The sequence below is a fragment of the Gammaproteobacteria bacterium genome (assembly GCA_040183005.1).
Taxonomy (GTDB): domain Bacteria; phylum Pseudomonadota; class Gammaproteobacteria.
Window position 1 is genome coordinate 373,884 of record JAMPIW010000002.1, and the last position, 14,861, is coordinate 388,744.

The following is a 14,861-nucleotide window of genomic DNA, read 5'->3' on the forward strand; positions in this document are numbered from 1 at the left end:
AAACCTTCTTAAAATGGCAGGGTCAAGTTGGGGTTTAGTTCGAGCAGCAGGATGCGGAATTGTTCCTGGATGCGCTTGAGTGCCTCGGCAGTGTCGGCCTCAAAACGCAGCACCAGGGACGGCGTAGTGTTGGAGGAACGCACCAGGCCCCAGCCGTCCTGAAAGTCGGCGCGCAATCCATCAATGGTGGTCAGTTCGGCGCCCGGGAAATGGGCACGCTCCAGCAGACGCGCCATGAAAGGCAGTTGCTCGCCTTCCTTCAACTCTATTTTGAGCTCCGGCGTGCTCACTGCATCCGGCACTTCGGCGAATACCTCGCTGGAGGTGCGTGGGTCGCGTGACAGGATTTCCAGCAGGCGGGCCGCAGTGTAAAGGCCGTCGTCAAAACCGAACCAGCGTTCCTTGAAGAAGATGTGGCCACTCATTTCACCGGCCAACGGTGCGCCAGTCTCTCTCATCTTGGCCTTGACCAGCGAATGCCCGGTCTTCCACATCAGTGGTTGTCCGCCAAGTTCGCGGATGACGCGCGCCAGATGGCGGGAGCATTTAATATCAAAAATGATTTCCGCGCCGGGGTTGCGCGATAGCACATCGGCGGCATAGAGCATCATTTGCCGATCGGCCCAGATGATTTCGCCTTCCGATGTTACAACGCCGAGCCGGTCACCGTCACCGTCAAAGGCCAGCCCAATGTCGGCCCGCTGTTCGCGTACCGTCTTGATCAAATCTTCAAGGTTTTCGGGATGGCTGGGATCGGGATGATGATTGGGAAAATTACCGTCAATTTCGCAATACAGCTCGGTGACTTCACACCCCAGGGCGCGCAGCAGGCGCGGCGCGATTTCGCCAGCCACACCGTTGCCGCAATCCACCACCACGCGCATGGGACGTGCGAGATGGATATCGCTGGTGATGCGCTCAAGATAATCAGAGGCAATATCTATGATGCGGTAGGAGCCGTTGCCGCTCGTCAAGTCGCCCGTCTCGATGCGGTTACGTAAGCCCTGGATGGCGGCTTCCGCCAACGTCTCGCCACGCAGCACGATCTTGAAGCCATTGTAGTCCGGCGGGTTGTGGCTGCCGGTGACCATCACCCCGGAACTGCTGCTCAAATAATGAGTGCCGTAGTACAGCACGGGGGTGGGCACCTGGCCGATGTCGATGACATCGCGCCCCGAGGCACGCAGGCCATTACTGAGTGCTTGCACGAACTCCGGCCCGGAGAGCCGCCCATCGCGCGCCACAATCACGCTCTGCTGGCCGCGCGCATGGGCCTCGCTGCCGATGGCGCGGCCAATCTCATATACGATGTCCGCCGTCAGCGTATCACCTACCACGCCACGGATATCGTAGGCCCTGAAAATAGAAGCAGGAATCATTACATCACCCTTTCGTTGTTTTGTTATTGCCGCTGCCGGCGCCTGTTTTTCAAAAATCCGCATAACATCATGAATCTCCGCCAGGCGTATGCTTGCCTCTTCTATGGCATTCGCGCCTTTAGCCATGCTGCGCTTGCTATCTTTTTGTGGCACCGGAAGCATGGCGCGATTACCCAATGCAGCAAATGCGCCCTTAAAATCATGCAGATCCACCGGGGCACCGTGCTTGTTTTCCGGATCGCGCGCCACGGCGACCAGGGTGGTCAAATCACCGCGCACCAGCACTGTCAGCACCTTGTTCGAGAAAAAGGCGATCAGCGCCATCAATAACAGCGCGCTTGCGAATATCGACCAAAACAACAGCGCATCCGGCGCCAGCATTTCCCTGCCGCTGGTGACCGGCCACAAGGCAAGCTTCCAGTGCGTATCCGGCAAAAGAGCAACCACGGAAGACGTGGCACCTTGCAGTGTTTGGTCACCACGTGCCGCCAATGCCAACTCCTGCCCGGAATTGTCTTCTTGGCGTATTTCCGCATAGCCCCTGAAAAAGGGGATCTTATCCAATGCCTGCTGTAAAAATGCCTTATCGAAGGTTACCAGAAGATGGCCGATAATCTTGCCCCCGGCACCATAGACCGGGCGCGCAATGTCGAAATGCTGCTGCGGCGTTCCCGGCAAGTGTGCTTCCAAGAGCGGCAGCGAGGTCTGTGACTCGATTTTCTGAATCAACTCCAGATCGGCGGCACCCAAGCGTGGAAACACGCCAACATCCAGCCCCATGGCGCCAGGCTGGAGCAGGCTCACCCTGAGCGCATCGGGAAACAGGGCGCCCAGCTCAATTTCCTCATTGCTCACGGCCCGTCTATCACTGCTCAGCAACAATCGCGCCAGCCTCGGGTCACGCGCCAGCGCCTCGACCGTGGCGGTATGCCGCTGAATCACGCTATCCAATTGATGCGCGACACTATCAAGCTCTGCCTGATTATGAAATTGGTTATGCCGCGCCGCCTGCGCCGTCAACAGATGAAATGCCAACCACGCGGCAATAAACACCACCAAGCCGCTCGCCAGAAACGAGAACAGACTGAGTTCGGCAAGACTGATCCCGCCCCACCAGCGTCCGCCAGGACGTAACAGCTTTCGTACCATCAGCGATGATTAACGTTTAGAGTTTTCATGCTTCACTATTCTAAGGTAATGGCTAATGACGCCCCGAGTGACCAAATCCACCCTCGCCACGCGCACTCTCCGCAAAGTCATCGACGATCTCGAAGGCGGCCTGCACTACGGGCACGAATACCATTTGCGCGATACGCTCTCCCGGCTCAATGCGAAAGGGCTGGCTGCCACGGTTCCAGCACGAGACGAACACCTGGCCCTGATAATCCGAGTCAATCAACCCCACCAGATTGCCCAGCACTATGCCGTGCTTGTGCCCTAAGCCGGAGCGTGGCAACAACACGGCGGCCAATGATGGATCATCAATATGGATCGCCAGCCCAGCCGGGATCAAATGGCTTTCGCCGGGATGTATCTCCAGCGCACTATCCAGACAGGCGCGTAGATCCATGCCCGCTGCACCGTGCGTGGCGTAATGCGGCAAAGGAAATTCATTGCCGATGCGCGGGTCGAGTATTTTAAGTTTTATCTTGTGCATGATATCTCTCAGAGATTACAGAAATCAGATCGCGGGCCAGCTTATCCTTGGCGGCGTGTGGCAATGTCATGCTGCCATCCTGCTGATGGACAGGGTTGCTCGAATCCGAGGGCCGACGTGCAGGGATGCGCGAGTGCCGCGGGAGGCCGGATGCCGGGAGCGGCCAAAACAGCGTCAACGCGTTCTCATCGCTATCAAAGCCCATGCCCTGCCCCACCCAGTTGGCAGCAACCATATCCAGCCCCTTGGCGGCGAGCTTGGCGCGGGCATGCGTTTCCAGATCCTCGGTCTCGGCGGCGAAACCCACCGTAAACGGCGCATTGGGCAATGCTGCGACGCTGGCGAGAATGTCAGGAGTACGCTCCAGCGCCAAGCTCACCTCAGACTGCGTTTTTTTAATCTTGTGTTGCGCCAACTGCTGTGGGCGATAATCGGCCACCGCCGCTGCGCCTATAAAGATATCGCAGTCGCGCATATTCGCCAGCACCGCCTCATACATTTGCCCGGCACTTTCCACATCAATGCGCGCTACACGCGGTGGCGCAGGCAGCGCCACCGGGCCGCTGATCAAGGTTACGGTAGCACCCGCCTCTGCGGCGGCGGCGGCAACGGCATAGCCCATCTTTCCCGAGCTGCGGTTACTGATGAAGCGCACCGGATCAATCGCCTCACGCGTCGGCCCGGCATTCACCACTACTTTGAGACCGCTCAATCTCCCGGTGGCGAACAGCCCTGCTGTCATTTCCACCAAGTGCTGTGGCTCCACCATGCGCCCCTCGCCTACCTCGCCGCACGCCTGCTCGCCAGCAGCGGGACCAAACAGCCGCACACCGCGGCGCTCAAGCAGCTGGCGATTGTCCTGCGTCGCTGGATTAGCCCACATCAGCCGGTTCATCGCGGGCGCAAGCGCGAGCGGCGCATCGCAGGCCAGGCACAGCGTGCTAAGCAGGTCGTCGGCCAGTCCATGCGCCAGCTTCGCCATGAAATTCGCGCTTGCCGGCGCCACCAATATCGCATCCGCCCAGCGCGCCAACTCGATATGGCCCATCGCCGCTTCGGCCTGCGGATCAAGCAAATGCAGACGCACCGGATTGCCGGACAACGCCTGCATGGTGAGCGGCGTGATGAACTCCGTCGCGGCGCGCGTCATCACTACCCGCACATCGGCCCCGGCATCGCGCAGGCGGCGCGTCAGATCAGCGCTCTTATAGGCTGCGATACCGCCCGTAACGCCAAGAAGAATGCGTTTATTTTCCAGTTGCTTCATGCCGGATGGTCGAATCGGTAGAACATGATTCAGATTTTAACCTAAATTCCGATACTGTTTGTGACATTCCCACTTGAAAGAGCGCGCCATGCCCATCACCGACTGGCCTGAACACGAACGTCCCCGCGAAAAGCTGCTGCTGCGCGGCCCCGGCGCATTGTCCGACGCCGAACTGCTGGCGATTTTTTTGCGCACTGGCGTACCCGGCAAAAGCGCCGTCGATCTGGCCCGCGACCTGTTGAATGAATACGGCGGGCTGCGCTCCCTTCTTGAGGCCGATCAAAAACGGTTTTGTCGCGGTCACGGCCTGGGGCAGGCCAAATATGTTCAGCTTCAGGCCGTGCTGGAGATGAGCCGCCGCCATCTGAGCGAGACACTGGAGCGCGGCGATGCCCTGAGCAATCCCAATGACACCCGCCGCTTCCTCACGGCGCGCCTGCGTGGCTACCCACACGAGGTGTTCGCCTGCCTGTTTCTCGATAACCGCCACCGGGTGATACGCTTCGACGAGATGTTCACCGGCACTATCGACGGCGCCAGCGTCCACCCACGCGAGGTGGTCAAGCGCGCGCTGGCGCACAACGCGGCGGCGGTGATCTTCGCCCACAACCACCCCTCCGGCATCGCCGAACCCAGCCGCGCCGACGAAACGCTGACACGGCGCCTAAAAGACGCCCTGGCACTGGTCGACATCCGCGTTCTCGATCATCTGATTATCGGCGATGGCGAAGATGTGGTATCCTTTGCGGAACGTGGGTTGCTTTAAAACCTAAATGTAAGTGAAACAGGTTTTCCTTGCGCATCACACCCGAATTTGTTATAAATTATGGTTTCGCCCCGGCCTAATGGCCGACAGCACCGAATTCGTCGTTTGGAGATTTAGCATGTCCAGAGTATGTCAAGTCACGGGTAAACGCCCGATAACCGGAAACAATGTTTCCCACGCCAATAACAGAACACGGCGCCGTTTTCTGCCGAATCTGCACGTCCATCGCTTTTGGGTAGAGAGCCAGAAGCGCTGGGTGCGCCTGCGCCTTTCCACACAGGGCATGCGCATGATTGATAAGGTTGGCATAGACGCCGTACTGGCCGAAATGCGCAGCCGTGGCGAAAAGGCATAAGGGGAACTAAACCATGCGTGAAAAAATCAAACTCGTATCCAGCGCCGGCACCGGCCATTTCTACACCACCATGAAGAACAAGCGCAACACCCCAGACAAACTCGAAATGAAGAAGTTTGATCCCGTGGTGCGCAAGCACGTTGCCTACAAAGAAGCCAAGATCAAGTAATCCTGGCACTTTTAGCCTATTTGGCGTGACTTTCGGGTTCCCCGGAGGTCGCGCCACTAATTTTTCCTCCCGCCACCCTTAAATCCCAGTACTGCATGGTCTATTCAATGCGGCCTTGCTTGCCTTATGGTTTTACTCAGTCCTCCGTAATCAAAAATAATCCTAAAAACCGCTTTTTGTCCACGAAAAACACGAAATTCACGAAATAAAACAAAAACATGGATTGCTTCAGCAATTCACCGGATGGGTGGCAAGTAGAATCGCGATATGTATTTGAATATTTTCGTGTTTTTTTGTGACTTTCGTGGATGGCTGAGTTTTTTAGGCTAATCCATTAGCCCGCCATTCCCGCCTGCGCGGGAATGACGCAGCTTTGCGCTAACGGACTATTTGGACTCAAGATAATCTTACCGCTACAAGCGCGCCCTTCCCCGCTTTACCGCTGCCCGCACCTGATCCGGCGCAGTACCGCCCAGGTGGTTGCGTGACGCCACTGAGCCTTCCAGTGTCAACACATCAAACACATCCTGTTCGATGGCTGTAGAAAACTGGCGCAGTTCATCGAGCGTCATTTGCGCGAGGTCCTTGCCTGTCTCGATACCGCGACGCACCGCCTTGCCGACAATCTCGTGGGCATCGCGGAACGCCACGCCGCGTCGCACCAGATAATCCGCCAGATCGGTTGCGGTGGAAAAACCGCTCCGCGCGGCATGGGCCATATTGTCACGCTTGATCTGCACGGCGGGAATCATGTCCGCATAGACCTTGAGCGAGCCACGCACGGTGTCGATGGTGTCGAACAGCGGTTCCTTGTCTTCCTGATTGTCTTTGTTGTAGGCCAGTGGCTGGCTCTTCATGATAGTAAGCAAAGCGATCAGATTGCCGTTGACGCGCCCGACCTTGCCGCGCACCAGCTCGGGCACGTCGGGATTTTTTTTCTGCGGCATGATGGACGAACCCGTGCAGAAGCGATCAGGAAGATCGACGAAATCAAACTGCGTGGATGACCACAGGATCAGCTCCTCGGAGCAGCGCGACAGGTGCGTCATGATCAGCGCGGCGGCGGCGGTGAATTCGATGGCGAAGTCGCGGTCGCTGACGGCGTCGAGGGAGTTTTCAGCCGGCGCGTCGAAGCCTAGTAACTGGGCGGCGTAGGCACGGTCGATGGGATAGCTGGTGCCCGCCAGCGCCGCCGCTCCCAAGGGCATGATGTTGACGCGCTTGCGGCAATCCTGCATGCGCGCGCGGTCGCGGCTGAACATCTCGAACCATGCCATCATGTGATGGCCGAAGGTGACGGGCTGGGCCACTTGGAGATGGGTAAATCCGGGCATTATGGTGTCTGCCTCGCGTTCGGCCACATCAAGCAGCGCGGCTTGCAAGCGCGTCAGCTCGGCCATGATGGCGTCGATCTCATCACGCAGATAAAGGCGGATGTCGGTGGCAACCTGGTCGTTGCGCGAGCGGCCGGTATGCAATTTCTTGCCGGCAATGCCGATGCGCTCGGTGAGGCGCGCCTCGATATTCATATGCACGTCTTCCAGCGCCACCGACCATGTGAAGTCGCCGTGCTCGATGTCGTGCAAGATGCCCTGCAAACCATCGACGATAGCCTCGCATTCCGCCGTGCTCAACACCCCCACACGCGTCAACATGCGCGCATGGGCGATGGAGCCTGCGATGTCGTGCCGGTAGAGCCGTTTGTCGAATAACACGGAGGCGGTGAACGCCTCGACGAAGGCATCCGTCGCCTCAGTAAAACGCCCCGCCCAGGGTTTGTCGATACTTTTGTCGCTAGCCACGCTTTTATCCTGTTACGAAAATAATGTGGTGGAAAGTATAGCAATTTTCCGGGTCAGGAATCCGCCGGAAATAGCCGATATAGACAGGACAGCCTCCATTTCATGACACCATGGCAAAATCTCCCACACCCACCGCGAATGCCACCACCAGCGGCACACTATTTCTGCCGGATTTTTGCAATATCCGCATGGTGTTTGCGATTGTGATTATCGCGGAGCTGCTGGCCTTTCTGATCGTGCTGGCAAGCTCACCCAGTCATCAGGTATGGGATAATTTGAGCCTGACCTCGCTGTTTATCCAGTGGGTGGCACTGGCCAGTACTGCGGTGTTGTGCCTGGGCCGCCCTTGGCTCGCCACTTTGGACAACCGGGTCGCCGCACTTTTCAGTTACCTGTTGCCGGTCATTATTACTGCACTGGTGAGTGGCGCCACTGACTGGATAGCCTATGCGCAAATGGGCGCGGGCGCCGAGCAACACGCAGGATTTGCTATCCGCAACGTCACCATCAGCGCCATTGTCAGCGCCGTGGTGATGCGCTATTTCTATGTGCAGCATCAGTTGAAACAGAATATTCAGGCCGAATCGAGGGCGCGCATTCAGGCGCTACAGGCGCGCATCCGTCCGCATTTTTTGTTCAACAGCATGAACACCATTGCCAGCCTGACGCGCAGTCAGCCGGCTCTGGCAGAGGAAGCCGTAATGGATCTGGCCGATCTGTTCCGCGTCAGTCTGTCCGACGCCCATGAGCTCATCACGTTCCAGGCGGAACTGGAGCTGTCGCAGCGCTATCTGCACATCGAAAAGTTGCGTTTGGGTGAGCGGTTGATCGTTGCATGGGATTTACACGGGATCTTTGACGGTGCGCTGCTCCCGGCGCTCACCCTCCAGCCGTTGCTGGAGAACGCGATCTACCATGGCATAGAACCGCTGCCGGAAGGAGGGGTGATTCACATCAACGGGCAGCAAACGCTGGGGCTGATTCACATCACCATCAGCAATCCCGTGTCAACGCAGAGCATCACCGCACGGCGCGGCGGCCACCACATGGCGCTGGACAACATACGCCAGCGGCTGACGGCCCATTACGGGTCACAGGGCGAGCTCACAACGGAACGCACCGAGGACTATTACCGTATCCGGCTCACTTTTCCGGTAGGGCACGCCTCATGAGGATACTGATTGTGGACGACGAGGCACTGGCACGGGCGCGCCTGCGCTCACTCACTGAGGAAATGGAGGGTGTTGATGTGGCCGGCGAGGCAGCTAATGGCAAACAAGCGCTGTTTGCGGCCAGCGAACTGGCACCAGACGTCATACTGCTCGACATCCGCATGCCAGTCATGGACGGCCTGGAAGCGGCCCAGCACCTTGCAACCCTGGAAAACCCACCCGCCGTGATCTTCACTACCGCCTACGGCGACCACGCCCTGGCCGCCTTCGAGGCGCACGCCGTCGACTACCTGCTCAAACCCATCCGCAAGGAGCGCTTGCGGCAAGCCCTGGACAAGGCAAGCAAGCTCAACCGCGCCCAGCCCCATGCCGTAACACGCAATGAAAACGTCGATATGCACGCCCGCACCCACATTAGTTCACATTCGGCAGGTAGGATTCAACTGGTGGCGGTGGCGGATATCCTCTACTTCCAGGCCGATCATAAGTATGTCACGGTGCGCCATACTGCCGGCGAAGTACTGATAGAGGCGTCACTCAAATCACTGGAAGAGGAGTTCGCCGGGCACTTCACCCGCATCCATCGCAATGCCTTGGTAGCCAACGCGCATCTCATCGGCATGGCAAAAAATAAGGGAGGGCATTATGAGGTTACGCTGCGCGGCAGCGACGACCGGCTGGAGGTCAGCCGTAGCCATTTGCCGCTGGTCAAAAAGAGGTTGAAAGTGTGAACCTAAAAAAAGCTATTGAACCGCAGAGAACACAGAGGGCGCAAAGAAATTCAGGGGGGCTAGCATAACAAGCGCACCCACCCAACGGGCAACTCGGAACACCTTGTCAAGATATTGTTTTTCCTCTGCATTCTCTGCGCGCTCTGCGGTGAATCGCCGTTTTTAGGGTGAACCTGTGAATTTGCGGTTACAGACGGTATCATTAGTCGAAAGCAGGAGCGGGATTGCTCGCCCCTGCAACCCAAAACATCAAAACCTGGTTCGCACATGCCCACAAATATAGTCCGTATCGCCACCCGCAAAAGCCCACTCGCCCTGTGGCAGGCCGAATATGTCCGCGACAGACTGCTGGAGGCCCATCCTGGGCTTCAGGTGGAGCTGTTAAAGATGACCACCCAAGGCGACAAGATCCTCGACAGCCCGCTGGCCAAGATCGGCGGCAAAGGGCTGTTCGTCAAAGAGCTGGAGCAGGGCATACTGGAGGGACGCGCCGATATCGCCGTTCATTCAATGAAAGACGTGCCTGCGGAATTTCCGCCCGGCCTGCACCTGGCGGTAGTATGTGAACGCGAAGACGCGCGCGATGCCTTTGTCTCGAACACCTACGCCAGCCTGAATGACCTGCCGCAGGGCGCGCGGGTGGGCACATCCAGTCTGCGCCGCCAGTGCCAACTGAATGAGAAGCGACCCGATCTTGCTATCCTCACACTACGCGGCAATGTCAACACACGTCTTGCGAAACTTGACGCAGGCGAATACGACGCCATCATCCTCGCCAGCGCCGGGCTGTTGCGCCTGGGTATGGCGGAACGCATCACGGAATATCTGGACACTCGGATCTCCCTACCCGCTGTGGGACAAGGTGCGGTGGGCATCGAATGCCGCGAGGATGACAAACGCATCCACGCCCTGCTCGCACCATTAAATGACGCGCCCACCCATATCCGCGTCACGGCGGAACGCGCCATGAACCGACGCCTGGAGGGAGGTTGTCAGGTGCCCATCGCCGGATACGCTGTGCTCGATGGCGGCAATCTCACCCTGCGCGGCCTGGTGGGCCGCCCTGATGGCAGCGAGGTGGTGCGGGGTGAAATCAACGGGCCACAGCAGGAGGCGGAGCAACTTGGCACAGCACTTGCTGATGATTTACTGAAGCGTGGCGCCGCCGCGATCTTGAAAGATGTCTACCAGGACGGCCTTCCCACTCCACCATGACCCGGAATCCCGCAATGGAAGGCAAAACCGTATTAGTTACACGCCCGGCCCATCAGTCACAGCGCTTGTGCGAGCTGATTGAGGCCGAGGGCGGGCGCGTGGTGCTGCTTCCCACGATTGAAATCCTCGATCCGCAGGACATTAACGCGGCGCGGAAAGTTATCGACCGTCTCGATGAATTCGACATCGCCATTTTCATCAGCACCAATGCCGTGAGCAAGACGATGGAGCTGTTGTCGCCACGCCACGACTGGCCGCCGCGCCTGAAGGTGGCCGCGGTGGGTGCGCGCACTGCCGAGGAGTTGGAGCGCCGCAGTAGGCCTGTCGATATCCGCCCCCACCAACAGTTCAATAGCGAGGCGTTACTCGCCCTGAACATGATGCGTGATGTCGCATCCAAAAGGATAGTGATCTTCCGCGGCGAAGGTGGCCGCGAACTGCTGGGTGACACACTCAGAGAGCGCGGCGCGCATGTGGAGTACGCGGAAGTCTACCGGCGTGGCAAACCCGCGGCGGACTTCAGCAGCGTGATGGATGCCGGAATTGATGTCATCATCGTAACCAGCAACGAGAGCCTGCGTAACTTATGGGAAATAGCGGGCGAAACAGGCAGGGAATGGCTGCTGTATATACCCTTGGTGGTAATCAGCAAGCGCACGGCGGACTTGGCGGGCGAACTTGGTTTTGTCTGTCAGCCACTGATAGCAAGTGAGGCCAGCGATGCGGGACTGGTGACTGCCATCAAGGACTGGTGCAATAACGAATACGTTTCATCTGTGAACATGACATGAACGACAATGAAACTAGCGCCCTTCAGGGTAAAACATCGGGGCATGCCGGCACGGAGCCAGCGTCACCCAACCATACCCCTCCGGTGAATCCTCCCAAAAAGCCTGAAACATCCGCCGCCCCGCGTGATGCACAGGGATGGACGCGCAGGAGCGGCCCAACGCTGTTTCTGGCGCTGCTTGCCCTGCTTCTTACAATAGGCCTGGGTGCAGCAGGCTATTTCCTCTGGACCGGCCAGCAGGCGCTCAACAATGATATGGCCCAAACCGGCGCCGCGCTGCGCGTGTTGGACAGCACCATCAAAAGCGAACTCAAAGGCCTGGAGGAGCTGCGGGCCGAGCAGCAGGCATTGCGCACTTTCACACAGGAAATGCGCTCCAACATGGAAAAAAGCCATGACTTTTCGACGGCATCGGATGCCGAATACCTGATGCGCATCGCCAGCCACCGCCTGCTTCTGGAGCAGGATGTATCCACCGCCATCACCACCCTGGAAGAAGCCAATCAGCGCCTGGGAGAAGCAGCCGATCCCGCTCTGCTTGGGGCGCGTCAACAGTTAATCGATGAAATCACCCAATTAAAGGCCGTACCGCAACCGGATATCGTCGGCGCCTCCTTAACGCTCAACAGCCTGCAAAATCAGGTGGAACGATGGACGCCACTGGGATCACAAACCAAGGCGCCCACCGCATCGCTTCCTCGTGAGACACAAAATTTCTGGAGCGGCGCATGGCAAGAACTCAAAAGCCTGGTGGTAATCAGACGCACCGATCAGGCCATCCTGCCGCTGACCAGCCCTGATCAGCGTTTTTTCCTGCGCCACAATCTGCGCCTGGCATTGGAAACAGCGCGCCTTGCCCTGCTGCGGCGCGACACAAAAACCTTGCACATGAGCCTATCAACCGCGCGTGACTGGCTGGCTCGCTATTTTGAGCAGGATGCCGCCGCCAAAGCCGCGCAAGATACCATAGCCCGGCTTGAAAAGATGGATCTTGCGCCGCCGCTGCCGGATATTTCCCCCTCGCTGAAAACCTTGCACGCCTGGCTCGCGCGCAATGGAGGCGCCATCACCCACCCTGTGGCACCCGCCACACCTGGCGTTCAGAGCGACACTCAAGGTAAGTCATCTCCATGAAGCTATTGGCCTATGTGCTGCTCGCCCTGATTGCCGCCGCCGGCATCGGTCTGGGTGTATCAGGCGATCCGGGATATGTCCAGATCGTTTATCGCGAGTGGACGCTGGAAACCAGCCTCGTGCTGCTAGTGATTGTGCTGCTGCTAGCCTTTTTCGCCTTCCACTACGTGCTGCGCCTTTGGACGGCGATGCGGCGCTTCCCAAAACGGCTGAAACAATTGCAGAAACAGAAACGGCTGAACAGGGCGCGTACCGCGCTAATACATGGATTTGTCAAATTGGCTGAGGGTAATTGGGCTGCAGCAGAGAAAGAACTCACCAAACATACCGAGCATAGCGAGACACCGCTCCTCAACTATCTCGCCGCCGCGCGCGCCGCACAGGAGCAAGGCGCTGATGACCGGCGCGACAATTATCTGCAACTGGCACAACAATGTGACCCCAGCCATGATGTCGCAACCGGCTTAACTCAAGCCACCCTGCAAATCGCCCATAAACAAACCGGCCAGGCGATAGCCACGCTGCACAAACTGCGCGGTATCGCGCACAAAAACACCGCTGTGCTAAAACTGCTCATGACCTTATATATCGAATCACAGGAATGGCAACACCTGCTTGAGTTACTGCCCGATCTGCGCCGGCTTGGCGTCATAGATGGCCAACGTGCTGATGACCTGGAATGCACGGCTCATGCAAGGCTGCTGGCCCGCGCCGCACAAGGCCCCGATTCACTGGCGTTGGTAAAGGCCTGGCAGCAGGTGCCGCAAAAATTGCGTCAACACGAAAGCATCTTGTCCGAATACGCCCGCGCCCTCATCGCCCAAGGCGCGGGCGAGCAGGCGGAAACGATGTTGCAGGAGTCAATCCAGAAAAATTGGAGCAACACCCTGGTCTATCTCTATGGACTGGCTACCGGGGCCGATCCGGCAAAACAGCTTGCCCGCGCAGAAGCGTGGCTCAAAGACCGGGAGAATAATACTGTGCTGCTGCTGACGCTGGGCCGCCTGTGTCTACGCAACCGTCTGTGGGGCAAAGCACGCCGTTACCTTGAGAGCAGCATTGGTGAGGAGGCCAAACCTGAAACATTTCAGATACTGGGGCAGCTACTGGAGCGGCTGGGGGAACAGGGAAACGCCTTAGACTGTTACCGCAAAGGCCTGGCGTTGACCACCGACAAAACCATCGCCATGCCGCCGCTACCCTCCTACCCATCTGACGCGATCAAAGGCGCAAAGCGCATCGAGAATGCGATTCTGCCTGTGCGTTAGGCCATGAAAAAAGAAAGGCGGCCCGAAGGCCGCCTTTCCACTACTCCAGTCGGGCATCCTTGCCCCGCGTCACTCCGTGGCGATCACGTTTCCATGCCCCATCCTTGCACCCCGTCCCATGGATAATAATCGTTGCAAACCTTCCCCAGCATCCCAGCCATGAAATATAAAAACCATAACTGTTGAGTATCATGCTCTACATTTTGGCGCTTTGTAAAGTGCTCTATACCGTTTTTAGATTTAATTCACTTTACTCGCGCTGGCGTCATCCAACAATCTGCTTAAACGCTGCGCCGGAACATAGCCCGGCAACGTACTGCCGTCTTCCAGCACCAGGGTAGGCGTACCCGTCACCCCCATACTGTCGGCCAGGGCCATATGCTCCCGTACTGGATTCTCGCAGGTTTTCTTTGCGATAGTGCCAGTGGCCTTCGCTGTAGTCAGCGCCGCCTTACGATCCTTCGCGCACCATACGGATACCGCTTTTTCATAAGATTCAGAGTTTATCCCGGCACGCGGATACAACATGTAGCGCACTTTGATGCCAAGCTGATTCAACGCGGACATTTCCGCGTGCATTTTCCGGCAGTAGGGACAGTCGATATCTGTAAAAACCGTAATGGTGTGCTTCACTTTTGTCGGCGCAAACACAATCATTCTGTCTTCCCGCATGGAATTAACCAGCTTGAGGCGTCCTGCGGCGCGTTTTCCCTCAGTCAGATTTTTCTTTGTCTGCAAATCCACTAAATCGCCTTGCAGCAGATAACGCCCATTTTTCGATATATAAACCACATCCGCGCCAAGCATGACTTCGTATATCCCCGGAAGCGAGGATGGCGTGATGCTGTCCGGCTTTACGCCGGGCGCCAGTACCTGCAGCGCCTTGTTGATTTCAGCCATATCGGCGTCATCCGCCATCACAATCTGGGTGCCGGATACGGCAAGCAATATCACAAGAAACACATTTTTAATCATCATTGTCGCCTTAGAGCCTATCCGTGAATAAATCATCCCTGCGTTGCTGCCCCAAAATAAGCCAGGCAAGACGCGAGACGCGAAGTTTGGTAATTCCAAATGAGCGGCGAGCAACGCCGCATGGCTTATTTTGGGGCGCAACCACCGTGAAGGTGACAATGCCCAAAGGGACGGGGCCGGT

The 14,861-nt window shown here is 57.7% G+C and carries 14 protein-coding genes; 9 read left to right on the forward strand and 5 right to left on the reverse strand.

Annotated elements, in window-relative coordinates; genetic code table 11:
• Positions 1-8: 8 nt before the first annotated feature.
• The 3 genes from M3A44_03360 to coaBC form a co-directional block, all read right to left on the reverse strand.
• Positions 9-1,379 (reverse strand): phosphomannomutase/phosphoglucomutase, encoded by a 1,371-nt coding sequence (locus M3A44_03360; protein ID MEQ6340696.1) that lies wholly within the window; start codon positions 1,377-1,379, stop codon positions 9-11.
• A gap of 1,201 nt (positions 1,380-2,580) precedes the next feature.
• A complete protein-coding gene (gene dut / locus M3A44_03365) occupies positions 2,581-3,036 on the reverse strand; it encodes a dUTP diphosphatase (GenBank protein MEQ6340697.1) in 456 nt (151 codons plus the stop codon).
• A complete protein-coding gene (coaBC, locus tag M3A44_03370) occupies positions 3,017-4,303 on the reverse strand; it encodes a bifunctional phosphopantothenoylcysteine decarboxylase/phosphopantothenate--cysteine ligase CoaBC (protein MEQ6340698.1) in 1,287 nt (428 codons plus the stop codon). The genes dut and coaBC overlap by 20 nt, the downstream gene beginning before the upstream one ends.
• An 88-nt stretch (positions 4,304-4,391) precedes the next feature.
• Here coaBC and radC point away from each other — a divergent pair, with 88 nt between their 5' ends.
• The 3 genes from radC (at position 4,392) to rpmG (ending at position 5,593) form a co-directional block, all read left to right on the forward strand.
• On the forward strand, positions 4,392-5,069 hold the full coding sequence (radC, locus tag M3A44_03375) for a DNA repair protein RadC (GenBank protein ID MEQ6340699.1): 678 nt from the start codon (positions 4,392-4,394) through the stop codon (positions 5,067-5,069).
• A 118-nt stretch (positions 5,070-5,187) separates the two neighbouring features.
• Positions 5,188-5,424, forward strand: a complete 237-nt coding sequence (gene rpmB, locus M3A44_03380) for a 50S ribosomal protein L28 (protein ID MEQ6340700.1) — start codon at positions 5,188-5,190, stop codon at positions 5,422-5,424.
• Between the two features lie 13 nt (positions 5,425-5,437).
• Complete coding sequence (gene rpmG / locus M3A44_03385) at positions 5,438-5,593, forward strand: 50S ribosomal protein L33 (GenBank protein MEQ6340701.1); 156 nt, start codon at positions 5,438-5,440, stop codon at positions 5,591-5,593.
• Between the two features lie 413 nt (positions 5,594-6,006).
• Here the strand turns inward: rpmG and argH are convergent, their stop codons facing one another.
• Entirely contained in the window at positions 6,007-7,395 is a 1,389-nt protein-coding gene (gene argH / locus M3A44_03390; GenBank protein MEQ6340702.1) for an argininosuccinate lyase, read from the reverse strand.
• A 110-nt stretch (positions 7,396-7,505) separates the two neighbouring features.
• Here argH and M3A44_03395 point away from each other — a divergent pair, with 110 nt between their 5' ends.
• The 6 genes from M3A44_03395 (at position 7,506) to M3A44_03420 (ending at position 13,705) form a co-directional block, all read left to right on the forward strand.
• Positions 7,506-8,567: a sensor histidine kinase gene (locus tag M3A44_03395; protein MEQ6340703.1), complete on the forward strand. Its 1,062-nt coding sequence runs from the start codon at positions 7,506-7,508 to the stop codon at positions 8,565-8,567.
• A complete protein-coding gene (locus tag M3A44_03400) occupies positions 8,564-9,298 on the forward strand; it encodes a LytTR family DNA-binding domain-containing protein (protein MEQ6340704.1) in 735 nt (244 codons plus the stop codon). The genes M3A44_03395 and M3A44_03400 overlap by 4 nt, the downstream gene beginning before the upstream one ends.
• Positions 9,299-9,565: 267 nt before the next feature.
• On the forward strand, positions 9,566-10,513 hold the full coding sequence (gene hemC / locus M3A44_03405; protein MEQ6340705.1) for a hydroxymethylbilane synthase: 948 nt from the start codon (positions 9,566-9,568) through the stop codon (positions 10,511-10,513).
• A 14-nt stretch (positions 10,514-10,527) separates the two neighbouring features.
• Complete coding sequence (locus M3A44_03410; protein MEQ6340706.1) at positions 10,528-11,304, forward strand: uroporphyrinogen-III synthase; 777 nt, start codon at positions 10,528-10,530, stop codon at positions 11,302-11,304.
• Positions 11,301-12,437, forward strand: a complete 1,137-nt coding sequence (locus M3A44_03415) for a uroporphyrinogen-III C-methyltransferase (GenBank protein MEQ6340707.1) — start codon at positions 11,301-11,303, stop codon at positions 12,435-12,437. The genes M3A44_03410 and M3A44_03415 overlap by 4 nt, the downstream gene beginning before the upstream one ends.
• On the forward strand, positions 12,434-13,705 hold the full coding sequence (locus M3A44_03420; GenBank protein ID MEQ6340708.1) for a heme biosynthesis protein HemY: 1,272 nt from the start codon (positions 12,434-12,436) through the stop codon (positions 13,703-13,705). Before M3A44_03415 ends, M3A44_03420 begins: the two co-directional genes overlap by 4 nt.
• Before the next feature lie 240 nt (positions 13,706-13,945).
• Here M3A44_03420 and M3A44_03425 read toward each other — a convergent pair whose 3' ends face one another.
• Entirely contained in the window at positions 13,946-14,683 is a 738-nt protein-coding gene (locus M3A44_03425; protein MEQ6340709.1) for a DsbC family protein, read from the reverse strand.
• Positions 14,684-14,861 lie beyond the last annotated feature (178 nt).